At 69.9% G+C, this 15,759-nt stretch carries 15 protein-coding genes; 11 read left to right on the top strand and 4 right to left on the bottom strand.

The genetic code is table 11. The annotated features are described in order from the left end of the window. Nucleotides 1–19: 19 nt before the first annotated feature. The 3 genes from AMYNI_RS0133300 (at nt 20) to AMYNI_RS0133290 (ending at nt 2,656) form a co-directional block, all read left to right on the top strand. A complete protein-coding gene (locus tag AMYNI_RS0133300) occupies nt 20–883 on the top strand; it encodes an NmrA family NAD(P)-binding protein (protein ID WP_020672442.1) in 864 nt (287 codons plus the stop codon). A gap of 12 nt (nt 884–895) precedes the next feature. Continuing rightward, nucleotides 896–1,312 (top strand): Dabb family protein, encoded by a 417-nt coding sequence (locus AMYNI_RS0133295; protein WP_020672441.1) that lies wholly within the window; start codon nt 896–898, stop codon nt 1,310–1,312. Nucleotides 1,313–1,453: 141 nt separating this feature from the next. Then, entirely contained in the window at nt 1,454–2,656 is a 1,203-nt protein-coding gene (locus AMYNI_RS0133290) for an MFS transporter (RefSeq protein ID WP_157357538.1), read from the top strand. A gap of 2 nt (nt 2,657–2,658) precedes the next feature. Here AMYNI_RS0133290 and AMYNI_RS0133285 read toward each other — a convergent pair whose 3' ends face one another. Then, nucleotides 2,659–3,171, bottom strand: a complete 513-nt coding sequence (locus tag AMYNI_RS0133285; protein ID WP_020672439.1) for a nitroreductase family deazaflavin-dependent oxidoreductase — start codon at nt 3,169–3,171, stop codon at nt 2,659–2,661. 88 nt (nt 3,172–3,259) lie between these two features. Here AMYNI_RS0133285 and AMYNI_RS0133280 point away from each other — a divergent pair, with 88 nt between their 5' ends. After that, nucleotides 3,260–3,880 carry a TetR/AcrR family transcriptional regulator gene (locus AMYNI_RS0133280; protein WP_020672438.1) on the top strand — a complete coding sequence of 207 codons (621 nt, stop codon included), beginning with the start codon at nt 3,260–3,262 and terminating at the stop codon, nt 3,878–3,880. A 48-nt stretch (nt 3,881–3,928) separates the two neighbouring features. Continuing rightward, a complete protein-coding gene (locus AMYNI_RS0133275; RefSeq protein ID WP_020672437.1) occupies nt 3,929–4,783 on the top strand; it encodes an LLM class F420-dependent oxidoreductase in 855 nt (284 codons plus the stop codon). Between the two features lie 489 nt (nt 4,784–5,272). Here AMYNI_RS0133275 and AMYNI_RS48515 read toward each other — a convergent pair whose 3' ends face one another. Both AMYNI_RS48515 and AMYNI_RS0133265 read right to left on the bottom strand, forming a co-directional pair. Further along, nucleotides 5,273–6,505, bottom strand: a complete 1,233-nt coding sequence (locus AMYNI_RS48515) for an HNH endonuclease signature motif containing protein (protein ID WP_084628729.1) — start codon at nt 6,503–6,505, stop codon at nt 5,273–5,275. Between the two features lie 118 nt (nt 6,506–6,623). Further along, nucleotides 6,624–7,616, bottom strand: a complete 993-nt coding sequence (locus AMYNI_RS0133265; RefSeq protein WP_020672435.1) for a glycoside hydrolase family protein — start codon at nt 7,614–7,616, stop codon at nt 6,624–6,626. Between the two features lie 185 nt (nt 7,617–7,801). Between AMYNI_RS0133265 and AMYNI_RS0133260 the strand changes: the two genes are divergently transcribed. Genes AMYNI_RS0133260 through AMYNI_RS49855 form a run of 6 tightly spaced genes read left to right on the top strand, consistent with a single transcriptional unit; the run spans nt 7,802 to nt 15,129 of the window. Continuing rightward, on the top strand, nt 7,802–8,800 hold the full coding sequence (locus tag AMYNI_RS0133260) for a LacI family DNA-binding transcriptional regulator (protein WP_245574058.1): 999 nt from the start codon (nt 7,802–7,804) through the stop codon (nt 8,798–8,800). Between the two features lie 8 nt (nt 8,801–8,808). Continuing rightward, complete coding sequence (locus AMYNI_RS0133255) at nt 8,809–10,428, top strand: FAD-dependent oxidoreductase (RefSeq protein ID WP_020672433.1); 1,620 nt, start codon at nt 8,809–8,811, stop codon at nt 10,426–10,428. A gap of 36 nt (nt 10,429–10,464) precedes the next feature. Continuing rightward, a complete protein-coding gene (locus AMYNI_RS0133250; RefSeq protein WP_026361252.1) occupies nt 10,465–12,612 on the top strand; it encodes a hydantoinase/oxoprolinase family protein in 2,148 nt (715 codons plus the stop codon). Continuing rightward, complete coding sequence (locus tag AMYNI_RS0133245) at nt 12,609–13,133, top strand: hypothetical protein (RefSeq protein WP_020672431.1); 525 nt, start codon at nt 12,609–12,611, stop codon at nt 13,131–13,133. The genes AMYNI_RS0133250 and AMYNI_RS0133245 overlap by 4 nt, the downstream gene beginning before the upstream one ends. 2 nt (nt 13,134–13,135) lie before the next feature. Beyond that, the gene (locus AMYNI_RS49860; RefSeq protein ID WP_020672430.1) at nt 13,136–14,410 is read left to right on the top strand and encodes a transporter permease; all 1,275 of its coding nucleotides are present in this window, start codon (nt 13,136–13,138) and stop codon (nt 14,408–14,410) included. Further along, entirely contained in the window at nt 14,407–15,129 is a 723-nt protein-coding gene (locus tag AMYNI_RS49855) for an alpha/beta hydrolase (RefSeq protein ID WP_020672429.1), read from the top strand. Before AMYNI_RS49860 ends, AMYNI_RS49855 begins: the two co-directional genes overlap by 4 nt. A 15-nt stretch (nt 15,130–15,144) precedes the next feature. On the opposite strand, the gene AMYNI_RS0133230 is transcribed toward AMYNI_RS49855, so the two are convergent. Then, complete coding sequence (locus tag AMYNI_RS0133230; protein WP_020672428.1) at nt 15,145–15,738, bottom strand: TIGR03086 family metal-binding protein; 594 nt, start codon at nt 15,736–15,738, stop codon at nt 15,145–15,147. Nucleotides 15,739–15,759 lie beyond the last annotated feature (21 nt).

Raw genomic sequence — 15,759 nt, 5'->3', positions numbered from 1 at the left:
ACCGAAAGGACGCACAACAATGACCCCCACCGTGCTCGTGACCGGCGCGACCGGAACCGTCGGATCGGCATTGGTCACCGCCCTGCAAGCCCGCGACGTGACCGTCCGCGCGATGACCCGCAACCCCGGCCACTCCGTCCCCGGCGTCGAGACCGTCGTCGCCGACCTGCGGGATCCGGGATCGGTCGCCGCCGCGCTGAAAGGCGTCGACGCGGCCTTCCTCAACAGCCCCTCGGCACCCGACGCCGCCACCCTTCAGATCCAGTTCGCCGACCTCGCCCGCGACGCCGGCCTGGACCGGCTCGTGCTGCTCTCCCAGTACGCGGCCCGCGCCGACTCGCCGGTGCGGTTCCTGCGCTGGCACGCCGAGGTCGAAGCCCACGTACATCAGCTCGGGCTCGACCACACCGTGCTGCGCCCCAACCTCTACCTGCAGGCGCTGCTCAGCTTCGCCCCCACCATCGCAAAAGGCTGGTTCGCCGCCCCAATCGGCGACGCCGCCGTCAGCGCCGTCGACACCAGGGACATCGCGGAGGCTGCCGCGGCCGTGCTGACCAGCGCGGGACACGCCGGCCGCAGCTACACGGTGACCGGACCGCGGGCCGTGACCCACGACCAGATCGCGCAAGCGCTCTCCACCGCCACCGGGCGGGAAATCGCCTTCCACGACGCGTCCGCCGATCAGTTCACCGCCGCACTGACCGGCATCCTCCCGTCGTGGCAGGTCGACGGTCTCGTCGAGGACTACGCCCACTACGCCAGGGGCGAAGCCGCCGAGGTGCACACGTCCGTCACCGACCTCACCGGTGACCCCGCACGCGACGTCACCGACTTCGCCCGCGACTACGCCGCCGCGTTCACGCCCGCCGTGAACGCCGACTGAAAGGGAAGTCCGATGATCTACCACTGCATTCGTTTCACCCTCAAGCCCGGCATCTCGGAAGAGGACAAAGCCGCCGGTCTCGCGCAAATGGGCGAGCACATCCACACCATCCCCGCCATCAAGGCGCGCGTCGTCGGCCCCGACTTCGGCGGGGAGTACGAATACGGCGCCGTTTCCCTGATCGAGGACGTGGCGGGATACGAGGAATACATGAACCACCCGGCGCACCTCGCGATGGACCGAGCCGGGTTGCCGCTGGTCGACAGGTTCGTGTCGTTCGACATCACCGACGATCCGGACCCGGAGGTCGGCGCGAAGATCGCCGAGATCCACCGGCGCCGGTTCACCGAGATCCCCGATATCGCCGAGCTGGTCTCCGACCTCGGCGAGTACACCGGCAGCGCCGCACCCGGCAAGCACGACAACTGACCGGCCATCGCGCCCCGCCCCCGGCGGGCGTGCTCCCCAGTCCGGGGGCACGCCCGCCGTTTCGCGTTCCACGCCCGGATCCGAACATGTAGGTGATGGTCACCGACGCGAGCGCGAGCGGATCGGCGCGATCGTGGTGGCATGACGACACAAGCCGACCGCATGGCGCCATCCCGCCTCGCACGCGGCACGATCCTGGCCGCGGCGACGTTGACGATCATGGCACCCGCCGTCGTCGCCCCCAGTCTTCCGACGATGGAGCTGGTCTTCGCCGCCGAGCCCGGAGCGGCCCTGCTGGTCCGCCTCGCGATGACGATCACCTCGCTGATGATCGCCATCAGCGCCCCGTTGTCCGGCCTGGTAGCGGACCGTGTCGGGCGCCGCCCGCTGCTCGTGTCCGGCCTCGTGCTGTACGCGGTCAGCGGCACCGCCGGGTTTTTCGTCACCGACCTCTACCTGCTGGTGGCGACCAGAGCGCTGCTCGGCATCGCCATCGGCGGGGTCATGACGGCGGTCAGCGCGACGGTCGCCGATTGGTTCGACGGCCGGCGGCGCGCCTCCTTCCTCGGCCTGCAGCAGGCGTTCGCGAGCCTCGGCGGGGTGGTCTTCCTGTCGCTGTCCGGAGTGCTCGCGACGATCAGCTGGCGGGTGCCGTTCTGGCTGTACAGCCTGGCCGCCGTGGTCGCGCTGTTCGCGATCATCGCCGTGCGGGACGGGCCGCGGGAGCCGTCCGGGGGAACCGCCGGCCGTGCGCGAGTGGCCGGCCGCGTGTTCGGCATCTACGCGCTGGCGCTCGGCGTGACCTTGGCGTTCTACCTGGCGCCGACCCAGATTCCGTTCCTGCTGGGGAACCTCGGCATCGGGCCGGCCATCGTCGGTGTCGTCCTCGCCGGGAGCACGCTGACCGCCATGCTCGGCGCGCTCGGGTTCCCGGTGCTGCGCCGCCGTCTGCGTTTCGCCGCGATCATGACGGTCAGCGTCGCGCTGCTCGGCGCCGGCTGGCTGCTGGTCGGCAACACCGGCACGGTCTTCGGCACCGCGGCCGGACTGCTCGTCGGCGGCGTCGGTGTCGGGCTCGCCGTCCCCAACGCCACCCTGCGCCTGTCCGAGCTCGCCCCGCCCGACCTGCGTGGCCGCGTCCTCAGTGGACTCGTCACCGGGATCTTCCTCGGCCAGTTCCTCTCACCGCTGGCCGCACAACCCCTGATCGAGGCCATCGGCGTCGGCGACGTCTTCACCTTGGCCGGGATCGCCATGGTCACCGGCGCGGCCATCGCCGCCGCCGGAACGCGGAAACGAAACACCGACCGAAACCGAACAACGACCAGCCAGACTCGATACTGAGGTCAGTGGACACGCTCCAGCACGACGACGGGGATCTGCCTGCTGGCGGCCGCCTCGAACTCGGCGAACTTCGGGACGAGCGCCACCTCTTTCGCCCAGAGCCGCTCGCGCTCCGCGCCCTGCGCGAGCCGAGCTACGACCGGTACTTTCTCCGTGCCCGCCTCGACGGTGGCCTGCGGGTTCGCCATGAGATTGTGGTACCAGACCGGATGACGCGGACTGCCACCGTGGGTTCCGAAGACGGCCCAGCCATCGCCGACCGGCTGGTAGAACAACGGGCTGATCCGCTCGCGCCCGGTCTTGGCCCCGATGTGGTGCACCAAGATCAGCGGCATGCCTTGCTCCTCGAACCCGGGCATCCGGGGCGGAACGGGGCGCCCTGCGGCGAAATCCTCTTCGCTGCTCCAAGACACATACCCGGCGTTCGCCCGGAACTCGGCGATGATCTGGTCGTTCCAGCCGGCGATGCCAGGGGCCTTGGCCTCATTCGCGGTGGTCGTGGACGGATCGGACATGACATACCCTTCGCTATCCGGAGCACTTGCTCCTCAAAGTAGCACAGAGCGGAGCACATGCTCCGCATAAGGAGGTACACTCGGCCGCATGGCAGTGGCTGAACCGGAAAGCACCGCCCGGCGCCGCGCGCCGCGCGTGGACGCCATCCGGAACCGGGAGGCGATCGTCGAGGCCGCCGCGGCGGTGCTGGCCGAGCAGGGCACCGCGGTGGACGTGCGCGAGATCGCCCGCCGCAGCGGGGTGGGCATGGGCACCCTCTACCGGCACTTCCCGCAGAAGGAAGATCTCGTGCATACGGTCCTGCGCAAGGACTTCTCGGAATGGGCGGAATCCGCGCGCCAGGCGGCGATCGACGCCGAAGACCCCTGGGCGGCGCTGACCGACTTCTACCAGCAGGCCCTGACCGGCTACGCACGCCACCGCGCGATCATGGAGAACTTCGCGTTGACCTGGTCGACCCCTGACCTGGAGGGCATCCAGCAGCTTCGCCTCGTCGTCGAGCAACTGCGCGCCCGCGCCACGGACCTGCTGCGCCCCGGCGTGACCACCGACGACCTGCTGCTCCTGCTGGTCTCCCTTGGGCACGCCGTCCAGATCACCGACGAGTGCCGCCCGCAGCTGTGGCACAGGCTGTTGCACATCTCCCTCGACGGCCTGCGCGCCGATCATCACGAACCACTTCCCGCGACCATTCCGCTCAGCATGTAGAACGTGTTCTAATGCTGTCGGACGGGTCGGCGATACGAGGGAGTACGGGTGCGATACGGCGTCGTGTTGTTCACCAGCGATCGAGGCATCTCGCCGGCTGCGGTCGCGCGAGCCGCGGAAGAGGCGGGCTTTCATTCGCTCGCGGTGCCCGAGCACACGCACATCCCGGTGCGGCGCGAGGCGGCGCATCCCGGCACGGGTACCCAGGAGCTGCCCGACGACCGCTACCTGCGCACGCTGGACCCGTGGGTCGCGCTGGCGATGGCCGCCGCCGTGACCCAGCGGATCACGCTGTGCACCGCCGTCGCCCTGCCCACCGAGCATGATCCCCTCGCGCTGGCGAAGACCATCGCCACGCTCGACCACCTTTCCGGCGGCCGCGTGACGCTGGGCGCTGGCTTCGGCTGGAACACCGACGAACTGGCCGATCACGGCATCCCGGGCAAACGGCGCCGGACCGCGCTGCGCGAGTACCTCGACGCCATGCGAGCGCTGTGGACCCAGGAAGAGGCGAGCTACCAGGGCGAGTTCGTGCGCTTCGGGCCCAGCTGGGCGTGGCCGAAACCAGTGCGCGCCGGGCGGGTTCCGGTGCTGCTCGGCGCGGGCGGCACGGACCGCAACCTCAGCTGGATCGCGCGGCACGCCGACGGCTGGATGACCACCCCGACCGACCGCGACATCGGCGAGCGAACCCGCCGGCTGCAAGACCTCTGGCAGGAATCCGGCCGGGAAGGGGCACCCGAGGTGGTCGCACTCGCGGGCAAACCGAACCCGGACGAACTGGCCACCTGGGCGGAATGCGGCGTGACCGAAGTCCTGTTCGGACTACCGGACGCACAGGCCGACGTCGTCACCGGCTACCTTGGACGACTCTCCGAACGCCTCGGACTGGCATCCGGTTAGTGTTCCAGTCGGGCTACCCAGATGGCTGTGGCGGTTGACCTGGCCCGGTTTGAGCGGCTTGAGTTGGCTCCACCTGGGTGACGTTGCTTTCGAGGGCGGCCTGAAGTGGCCCCACCTGCTGGGTGATGCCGCGATCACACCTAACAGGGCGATGCGCCTGGCCATCGATTCCGCGATGCCCGCGCACCGAGGGGAAGCCGGTACGCAACTCGCCTCGGCTGGAGGCGGCGACGCCCGACTCGTTAGCCCGACCAGTGGGACCAGGTCGGGCCGCCGCCCCCGGAAAGTTGATCATTGGTGGGGCCACCGCTGATCGCCATTGCGATCCAGGCTTTGATCGCGGGGTCTTGCGCGTGCCGTAGTTGTCGCAGACCAGAGCCCGAAACCGCGCCAGGTCCGCCCGACCGTCGACTTGCTCAACCCGGACTTCTCCGCAACATCCTTACGCGACAACCAGTACGCACACGAGAGCACGTGTGACGCAGGACGCTAGAAGGGCGGTGGCTCGTCGGTGACCTCCGGAGGTGGCGGATCGAGCAGCGGTTCGGGCCGGGTGGAGTAGGTACGGCCGGTGGGGGTGGTGACCGTTAAATCGGCCGTCTCGGGATCGAACTCGAATTTCCAGCCTGGCTCGTCTTTCAAGCGGTGGTGGTGGCGGCACAGGCAGCACAGGTTGTGCTCGCAGGTGTCCCCGTTTTCCGACCATGCGGTGCAATGGTCGGCATCACAACGCTGCGCGGGCCGGTTACAGCCCGGCGCCCGGCAGGTGCGATCCCGCACCCGGACAAGTTCGGCGAGATCTGCCGGTGGGCGGTATCTCTTGCGGCCGAGATCGCGGACAGTGCCCGATACGGGATCGGTCAGCACCTTCCGCCACGCTGAACCCGGCTGGTTCATGAGCTGACGCCCGATCTCACCAGGGATCGGGCCATGACCGACCAGTTCGCAGCCGTCGTCGCGGATACCCAACGCGGTGTCGAGCGGGATATGGATGAACACCTGAGCGGCCAAGCCTTCCCAACCCTTACCGAGCAGCAACTCCGCCAGCACATCGGCCCGAAGTTGGTCCATCGTGCGCGTTTCATCGCCGACCCGGAGCTTCCGGGCCAGCATGTCGATCCGGGCATACACCGCGGTCGCGATCTCGACCGGGAGGTAGGCCCACAACGACGCCATCGCGTCGGGCTCGTGGTGCAACTCGACCCGGCGCTGCTTACGGCGGGCCTCCGCGCGGGCGCATTGACCCTCGGGATCGAGACTCGCCACCACGCGCGTTACCGTTTTCCTCCAGTTGCTCGGATTCTTTTCACCGATCCGCGCCGACAGAATCTCATCCGCCTGACGGGCCAATTCATCGGACAATACCGCCACGCCATCAAAGGCTTGACGCGCCTTTTCGATATCCAACTCGCCCTCAGTCATCGCCGCCAGCAAACACGGCATCCGGGACACCAGTGCCTTCGCCAAGGCCACCCGGGTCGCGGTCGTTTCACGGGACAACCGCAACTCCGGCGCCAACTCATCCGCCACCCACCGCGCCCCACCGCGCGCCCGGCTGACCTGCGCGATCGCCCGGGCCTGCACCGCCTGCATGCGACAGATCGCCCGCCGAGCCGAGATCACCACACCCACCGCCTGCGACACATCGAGCCGCTCGATCGACGCCTTATTCATCGAAGACAACCAATCCGGCGGTAACATACTGAAATCAACATACAACATGCGAACCCCCGTAGTTTTCGAATGCACCTCCATGATACCGCCGAACCCCGACAAAAACCGGCCACACCCGAACACGAAAGAGGGAAAAGCACATTCCTTTCCCGCTTCGGATACGGGCTCACCGCGCCTTGGCGATCGCGATGGCGCCCTCGAGGCGCGCACCCGCTTCGTAGAACATGTACTCCACGCCGTCCATCGTGCCGAACGACGCGGCGGCACAGCGGCCGTTGTCCGGCGCGCCAGGCAGCGGCGCGTGGAACACACCCAGGTGGTTCCGCTTCGAGAAGTCGTTGCCCACCTCCGTGATGAGCATGCTGCCGCCCGCCTCGATGTTCTCGTGGTAGATCACGTAGGTCGACCCGTTGCGGCGAGCCACCGTGGGGGCACCGATGTCCCGCGCCCCGACGTCGGCCGGCCGGATCAGCGGCTCCTGCGCGAACGTCCAGTTCCGCGCGTCGGCCGACCAGCCCCAGCCGATGGAGCGCCGGTTCGCGGCATTGTTGATCATGAACACCATGACGTAGTTCGCGCCGAGCCTTGGCAACGACTGCTCGAACACCCGGGCGTAGGAGGTCTCCGTAGTGCCCGAGGGCAGCATCGACGCGGACAGCACGACCTTGTCGTAGCTGAAGTTGATGCCGTCCTTCGAGCGAGCCAGGCGGGTCGTGGTGTTCTCACCGTGGAAGTACAGCCACAGCTCCCGAAGGTCCTCTCGCCACAACACGTGCGGTGAAGACACGTGCGAGACGTCGTAGTGGGGGTTCCAGGCCCTGCTCACGATGGGGTTGCCAGGGTACTCGGTGAACGGGCCCTCCAGGCTGTCCGCATAGGACAGGCAGATCCCGCCGGGCGGGTCGTGCGGCGCGTAGTACAGGTAGTAGCGGCCGAGCGGCTTCGCCACGCGTCCCGCGACGCCGCGGATGCACGGGAAGATCAGCTCCCCGGTCGGGTTGTACTTCAGCGCGTTCTTGTCGAACGCGACTCTCAGGAACTTGTAGTCCGGGAAACCGGCCGGCGCAGCATTCGCCGTGGCGGCGTTCAGCACGGGTAGCGCGGCCAGGCCCAGCCCGGCGGCGGCGCGCAGGGTCGCGCGGCGGGACAGCTCGGTCATGCGAGGGCTCCCATCGTCGGCAGTGACGTAGCAGCGAGCTTCGGCGCGACCCGGCGTGCGGTCAAGATGCTAATACGTATTAGTTCGGCTCATGGCTCAAACAAGACAGGATTTCAGAAAGTCTTGACTGGGTGCGGATTCGTCGCAGAGGCTCTCCTAATTCGCATTAGCCCGAGGAGGTGCAGGTGGTACGACGTTCGGGGATGGCCCGACAGGCGGACATCGCCCGGATCGCCGGGGTTTCCCAGGCGACGGTCTCGGTGGTGCTGGGCGGCAGCAGCACGGTCCGGATGTCCGAGGCCACCAGGGCCCGGGTGCTGCAAGTCGCCGAGGAACTGGGCTACGTGCCGCATCCGGTGGCGACCCGGCTGGCGTCGGCGCGGTCGAACATGCTCGGCCTGTACACGTTTCGCGCCACCTTCCCGACCGACATCGCCGACTCCTACTACCCGATCCTGGTCGGAGTCGAGGAGGAAGCCTCGGCGCTGGGCCAGGACCTGATCCTCTTCACCGGCACCAGCGGACCCGGCGCCGCGCAGGAGGCCGCGATCCGCCGGACCCGCGTCGCGGACGGGTGCCTTTTCTTCGGCAGGCACGTGCCGGAGGAACCCGTCGCCGGCCTGGCCGACTCCGAGTTCCCGTTCGTCTACATCGGACGGAGACCTGAGCTGGGCGGCCGGATTCCTTATGTCGGCGCCGATTACGTGACGGCATCGGCCGAGGTGCTGACCCGGCTGCTGGAGCTGGGGCACCGCGAGATCCGCTACGTCAGGGAGTCCGACGAGGCACCCTCCTCGGACGACCGGCAGCGCGGCGTGCTCGAAACGGCGCCCACGACCGGAATCGTGCGCATCGACGGGCCGCTGGACCCGGACGCCGTCCGGGCCTGGGTGCGCGACGGGGTGACCGCCGTCGTCGTCGAGGGCACCGACACCGGCGCCGCCTACAGCGCGGTGCGGGCGGCGATCGACGCCGCTGGACTGTCCACACCGGACGATCTGTCGCTGGCCGTGCTCGGCGGCCCGCCGGAGGTGAGCGGATTCCAGGTGCCGATGCGGGACATGGGCAGGCGCGCCGTGCGGCTGCTCGTCGATCTCGTGACCGAGCAGGAGACCACACCGCAGCAACTGCTGCCGTGCCCACCGGTGGCCGGCACGACCGTCGGCACACCACGGACCCGTTAGGACGGAGCATGCCAGAACTCGACACCGAGATCCTCGTCGTGGGCGGTGGCCTCGGCGGAGTGGCCGCCGCACTGGCCGCCGCGCGAGCGGGGCACCAGGTCGTGCTGACCGAGGAGACCGACTGGCTCGGCGGTCAGCTCACGGCGCAGGCGGTGCCCCCGGACGAGAACCCGTGGATCGAGCGCTTCGGCGGCACCGCGACCTACCGGCAGCTGCGCGAGGGCATCCGCGACTACTACCGGCGCCACTACCCCTTGCGCGCCGAGGCCGCCCGGCTCCCCGGCCTCAACCCGGGCGCGGGACGGGTCAGCAAGCTGTGCCACGAGCCGAGAGTCGCGCTCGCGGTGCTCGAGGCGATGCTCGCGCCGCACCGCGCGGCGAGGCGGATCACGGTGCTGACCGGGCACCGGCCCATCGCGGCGGAAGTGACCGGCGACCGGGTGGACGCCGTGATACTCGAAGGCGACGGCGAGCGCACCGCGGTGCGTGCCGAGTACGTTCTCGACGCGACGGAGAACGGCGACCTGCTGCCCATGACGGGAACCGAGTTCGTGGTGGGCGCGGAGTCCCGCGACGAGTACGGCGAGCCGCACGCGCCCGAGCGGGCCGATCCGGGAAACCTGCAGGGCATCACCTACTGCTTCGCGGTTTCCCACCACGCCGGGCAGGACCACGTGATCGATCGTCCCGCGATGTACGACTTCTGGCGGTCCTACACCCCCGAGTTCTGGCCGGGGCCGCTGCTCGGCTTCCGCGCCCCCGATCCGCGCACCCTGGCAGCGGTCGACCGGACGTTCGTGCCGAACCCCGACGCAGACCCGCTCGCGATCAACGCCGACCAGAGTGCCGAGGCCGGTGACAAGGAGCTGTGGGGATTCCGCCGCATCCTCGCGCGCGGGCTGCACGAGCCGGGCGCGTTCGACTCCGACATCACGCTGGTCAACTGGCCGCTCAACGACTACTGGCTGCGGCCCGCCCTCGAAGTCGACGGCGTGGCCGGGCCGGCGGAGGTGGCGCGCGCCCATCACGAGGCCAAGCAGTTGTCGCTTTCGGTGTTGTACTGGCTGCAGACGGAGGCGCCGCGGGCCGACGACGGTACCGGTTTCCCGGGGCTCAGGCTGCGGCCGGACGTCGTGGGCACCGCCGACGGGCTCGCGAAATCGGCCTACGTTCGCGAGTCGCGGCGGATCAGGGCCGTCACCACGGTGACCGAGCAGGACGTTTCACTCGACGTCCTCGGGCCGACCGGGCGGAGATTCCATCCGGACTCGGTCGGGGTCGGCAGCTACCGCATCGACCTGCACCCGTCCACCGCGGGCGACAACTACGTGGACGTGCCGAGCGTGCCGTTCGAGATCCCACTCGGCGCGCTGCTGCCGCGCCGGATGCGCAACCTGGTGCCGGCGGGCAAGAACATCGGCACCACGCACCTCACCAACGGCTGCTACCGGCTGCATCCGGTGGAGTGGAACATCGGCGAGGTCGCCGGTCACCTCGCCGGGTTCGCACTGCGGCGCGGCAGCGCGCCGCACCAGATTCGCGAGAACGACAAGCTCTTCGACGAGTTCGCCCTCGTCCTCGACCAGGCCGGCGTCGAGCGCCGCTGGCCCGACGTCCGGGGCTATTAGCTCCACCGTTAGCTCCACCAGCTGGAGGTGTAGGCAATGACGCAACATCCCAGACCCGTGCGCATCGGCATCGACGTGGGCGGGACGTTCACCGACGCGGTCGCCGTCGACGCGCGGTCGTTCGAGTTGCTCGGGCAGGTCAAGGTTCCGACGAGCCACGACGACGCCGACGGTGTCGCGCACGGCATCCTGACGGCGCTGGAGAAACTGCAGGCCGACGTGGGGATCGGTGCACGTGACGTCTCCTTCTTGGCGCACGGCACCACGCAGGCCACGAACGCGCTGCTGGAAGGCGATGTCGCGACGGTCGGCATCGCGGGCGTCGGCACCGGGTTCGACGCCTTCGCCACGCGGCGGCTTTCCGCACTGGGAAAGCTCGAACTGGCGCCCGGCCGCCGGCTGCCCGTCCGGTACGCCGCGGTGCGCGATCCGCGCGATCCGGTCGCGGTCAAGGACGCGGTCGCGCGGCTGCGGGAGCAGGGCGCCGAGGTGCTGGTCGCGGTGGAACCGTTCAGCGTGGACGATCCCGATGGCGAGCGGCTCGTGCTCGCCGCGGCCCGCGAACAGGACATGCTCGGCACGACGACGCACGGGATCACCAGCCTCTACGGCCTCACGAAACGCACCCGCACCGCCGTGCTGAACGCCGGGATCATGCCGCGCATGGTGTCCACCGCCGACCTCGTGGAGGCCAGCGTCCAGCGCGCCGGCATCACCGCGCCGCTCATGGTCATGCGTGGTGACGGCGGGGTGATGTCCCTTCCCGAAATGCGCCGACGGCCGCTGCTCACCGCTCTTTCCGGGCCCGCGGCGGGAGTTGCCGGGGCATTGATGGCGGAGAAGCTCAGCGAAGGCGTGTTCCTGGAGACCGGTGGAACGTCGACCGACATCAGCGTCATCCGGCGCGGCCGCGTGCAGGTGCGGCACGCCCGCCTCGGCGGTAGGGAGACGTACCTGCCCGCCCTGGACGTCCGCACGGTCGGCATCGGCGGCGGATCGCTGGTCCGGTTGTCCGGGCGCGCGGTGACCGAGGTCGGACCGCGCAGCGCGCACATCGCCGGTCTCCCCTACGCCTGCTACGCCCCCGCGTCCGTCCTCAGTGGAGCGAAGCTGGTCACCCTGTCGCCGCGGCAGGGCGATCCGGCGGACTACGTCGCGCTCGAAGCCGCCGACGGCACGAGGTATGCGCTCACGCTCACCTGCGCGGCGAACGCGCTCGGCGTCGTGCCCGCCGATTCCTACGCACGCAGCGACCAGGAGTCGGCGCGGCTCGCCGTGCGGTCACTCGCCAAGGCGCTAGGCGCCACGGTCGAGGACGCGGCGCGAACAGTGCTCCGGCAGGCGATCAAGCCCGTCCGGGAAGTGCTCGACGGGCTGACGCGCGAGTACCGCCTCGAACACCTGACGCTGGTCGGCGGTGGCGGAGGCGCCGCGTCGGTGACCCCGTTCCTCGGTGCCGAAACCGGGGAGGACTGGCGAATCGCCGCGCACAGCGAGGTCATCAGCCCGCTCGGCGCCGCGCTCGCACTGGTCCGCGAGTCGGTCGAGCGGATGGTGCCGAACCCGTCCAACTCCGACGTCCTCGCCGTGCGGAGCGCCGCCGAGAGCGCGGTGGTCGAGCAGGGAGCCGATCCGGCCGGGGTCGAGGTGGACGTGACCGTCGATCCCCAGCGCAACCTGATCCGCGCCGTCGCCACCGGTTCGACCGAGCTGCGCACTAAGGACCGTTCCGCCGCGGTGGACGAAAAGGCGGTGCTCGCGGAGGTGGCGCACGGTATCGGGGTGCCCGTGGCGGAGGTCGGCGAGCTGGCCTCGACCCCGCAGCACACGGTTTACGGCGCACGGGCCCGGCGCCGGGGCGTGCTCGGCCGGTTCGCCCGGCCCGTGCGGCACGTCCGGGTCGTCGACGGCGAGGGGGTCATCCGGTTGCACGCGTCAAACGCGCTCGTGGCGAGCACGCAAGCCGGTGTAGCGCAAACGAAGCTGAGCGCGCTCATCGACGCGCACACCCGCTACGGCGACGGCGGGTCCCGAGCGCCCGCGGTCTGGCTGCTCGCCGGACCCAAGATCGCCGATCTGTCCGGGGTGCTCGACCGCGACCAGCTCGTCGCGCTCCTCGACGTCGAGCTGAAGACCAGGGCCCCGGACGAACCGGTCGTGGCGATCATGGAGGACCGCCGGTGAACGACGTCGAACTGGCGGTGCGCCTGTTGCGCGCCACGCCGACACACGAGCGCCGCGACGAGGCGCAGTTGCGCCGGTGGGCCGAGATCGCGCTGGCCGTCGGCGACGAGCTCGCCGACGCGGAAAACGACAAGGAAAACGACGAGGAGGTACCGGTCGTCGAGCGCGACGGCGGCATCACCGGCGGGGAGCTGCTGCTCGCCGAGTACCGCAAGGGCACCGTCACGGTCTACCGGGACTCGTTGGCGCGCTTGGCGAAGCTCGCCGCCGGCAAGGGCTGGCCGGTGTCCCGCGATGCGCTGCGCAAGGCAGCCGTCGCACACGAAGTGGCCCACCACCGGATCGACCTGCGCGAGTTGAACCGCCGCCTCGGCCACACCGCCGCGCGGCTGGGCCCCTTCCGCGTCCGCGGGCACGTCGCCGGAGCCGGCGAGATCGTCGCCCACCGCTTCGCGCACCGCCGCAGCGGCCTCGGCATCAGCCCGCTGCTGCTGTCCACCGCACTGTCCAGGGGAGACTGAGCATGGGTATCGCGATACTGCTCCTGATGGCCGTGGGCGTGGTCCTCATGCTCACCCGGGTGCTGCCCACCGCGTTCGCGCTCGTGCTGCTGGCGCTGGGCATCTCGATCCTGGCCGGTGCATCCTGGTCCGGCGCGAAGGACGGCATTCTCACCGCGGTGCTGCAGAACGGCGCGGCCGCGCTCGCGTCGACGATGATCGCCGTGCTGCTCGGTTCGTGGCTCGGCACCCTGATGGACGAAACGGGTATCGCATCGACCCTGGTGCGCAAGATCGTCGAGTTCGGCGGCGAACGTCCGTCCGTGGTGGCGCTGGGCGTGTTCGCGGTGTCGATCCTGTGCGGCAGCATCACCGGCTCCGCCCCCGCCGCGATGCTCGCCGGTGTGGTCGGCATCCCGGCGATGATCGCCGTCGGGGTTTCCCCGGTGGTCGCGGGCGGCACGGTGCTGATGGGCATCGGCGCGGGCTCGCCGCTGGAGCTGCCGGTATGGCAGTTCCTCGCCGACGCGCTCGGCGCACCGGTCGCCGACGTGAAGTCGGTGATGATCAGGTTGTTCCCGATGGCACTGGTTCTCGGCATCGCCTACGTGCTCGTCGAGACGCGGCGCCAGGGCACCCGGCACACGTGGGCGGTGAAGCTGGACCGGCCGAGCGCGCGGGTCCGCCGAGGGGACGCACCGTGGTACGCGCTGCTCACCCCGGTCGTGCCGATCGTGCTGGCGCTCGGCTTCTCGGTGCCGATCGTGCCCTCGCTGCTGGCGGGGCTGATCTACGCCCTCGCGACCACGACCAGATGGGGCGAGCTGAGTGGTCGCGCGCTGCGGTCGCTGTACAAGGCCTTCGACGTGGCGGCGCCGCCGATCGTGCTGTTCATCGCGATCGGCATGCTGCTCGCGGCGGTCAAGTTGCCCGGTGCGAAGAACGCGCTGACTCCCATCGTGTCCGCGATCAGCCCGTCCGCGCCGGTCTGGTTCGTGGTCGTGTTCGTGGTTCTGGTGCCGCTGTGCCTGTTCCGCGGGCCGCTCAACGTGTTCGGGCTCGGCGCCGGTGTCGCCGGGGTGCTGGTGACCGGCGGGATCTACTCGATGCCCGCCGTGGTCGGGATGATGGCGTCCTACAACCAGGTGTTCGGCGTGTCCGACCCGACGAGCACGCAGACGGTGTGGGCCTCGCAGTACGCGGGTGTGCGGCCGGAGAAGGCGATGCTCTCGACGCTGCCCTACACCTGGATCGTCGCGCTCGGCGGCATGATCCTCACCGCGGTGCTGTACCTGTGATCACCACGGCCGACGGGCTCCGGCTGGAATCGGAGCGCCGCGGCAGCGGCCCGGCCGTGGTGCTGGCGCACGGCATCACCGCGGACCTGGATGAGCAAGGGTTGTTCGGGTGCCTCGCGGATCGTCTGGTGGCGGCCGGTTTCTCGGTGCTCCGCTTCTCGTTCCGCGGGCACGGCCGCAGCGACGGCGCACCGCGGGACATGACGATCGCGGGCGAACGGCTCGACCTGGCCGCGGCGGTCGAAGCCGAGGGCGGCCCGGTGTCGATCGTCGCGTCCAGCTTCGGCGCGGTGAGCACGACGCTGTCCTTGCCGGAGCTGCCGGTCTCCTCGGTCGTGTTGTGGCAACCGGTGCTCGACCTGCGAGGCACGTTCCTCGACCCGTCGCTGGCGCGGGCCCGTGCGCTGTACGAAGACAAGACGCCGTTGCGGGAAAAGGGATATCTCGACATCGAGGGCCGGTTCCAGCTGGGGCGGCGGCTGTTCGAGGAGTTCGCGGAACTGGACCCGCTGACCGCCTTCCTCGCTGCCGACGTGCCCGCGCTCGTCGTGCACGGTGACGCCGACGAGCACATCTCCTTCACCGTCGCCCGCGACGCCGCGGCCCGTCGTCCGCGCACCGACTGGCACCCCGTCGCAGGCGACGGCCACGGATTCCGCGTCTCGGCCAGCGAGGTGGTGGACGTGACCGTCCGCTGGCTGTCGCGCCAAACGACCTAGACGGAACGCGGGACGTTATGGCTGACGACCCAGGTAGGCGGCCAGCCGGGAGTAGACCTCGGCGTCGTCGGGCACCGCTACGACCGGCCCGAACGGACCCTGCTCGCTGCGCATTTCGGGCGGCGCGAACTGGGAGAAGGCTTCGAGTGCCCGCACGGCGAGATCCGGGTCGAGCCGGTCGAGCCGGCCCGTGGCATGCGCGAGGTCCCAGCTGTGGGCCGTGAACTCGTGGGTGTAGGCATCGAGGGCGACCCGACCCGGCAGCGTGGCCCACGGCAGGGTGACCATCTGCCCGAGCAGCGCATCATCGGCCCACACCCGCTCGACCTCGCCGCGGGCGCGGTGAAACGCACCGGCCCAGGCAGTGTCGTCGATGTCGTCGATGTCGTCGAGCACGTCGGGGACCTCGCTCGCGTCGGCTCCAGCGCCGACGCGAGCGAGCTTGTTCAGCACCGAGACCAGGTGCCCGAGCAGCGCGCGCACGTCGTAGTCGGCGCACGGAGTGCGGTTGTCCAGCTCATCCGGACGTACGCTCGCGGCTTGCCGCTCGGCTTGGTCGAGCGCTCGGGCGAAGGTCGGACGTGGGTCGTTGCCTGACGGTGCGGTCATGCCCCGAACCTACGAGGACCC

This window comes from Amycolatopsis nigrescens CSC17Ta-90 (assembly GCF_000384315.1).
Lineage (GTDB): Bacteria > Actinomycetota > Actinomycetes > Mycobacteriales > Pseudonocardiaceae > Amycolatopsis > Amycolatopsis nigrescens.
This window is presented reverse-complemented; position numbering and strand designations above follow the sequence as displayed.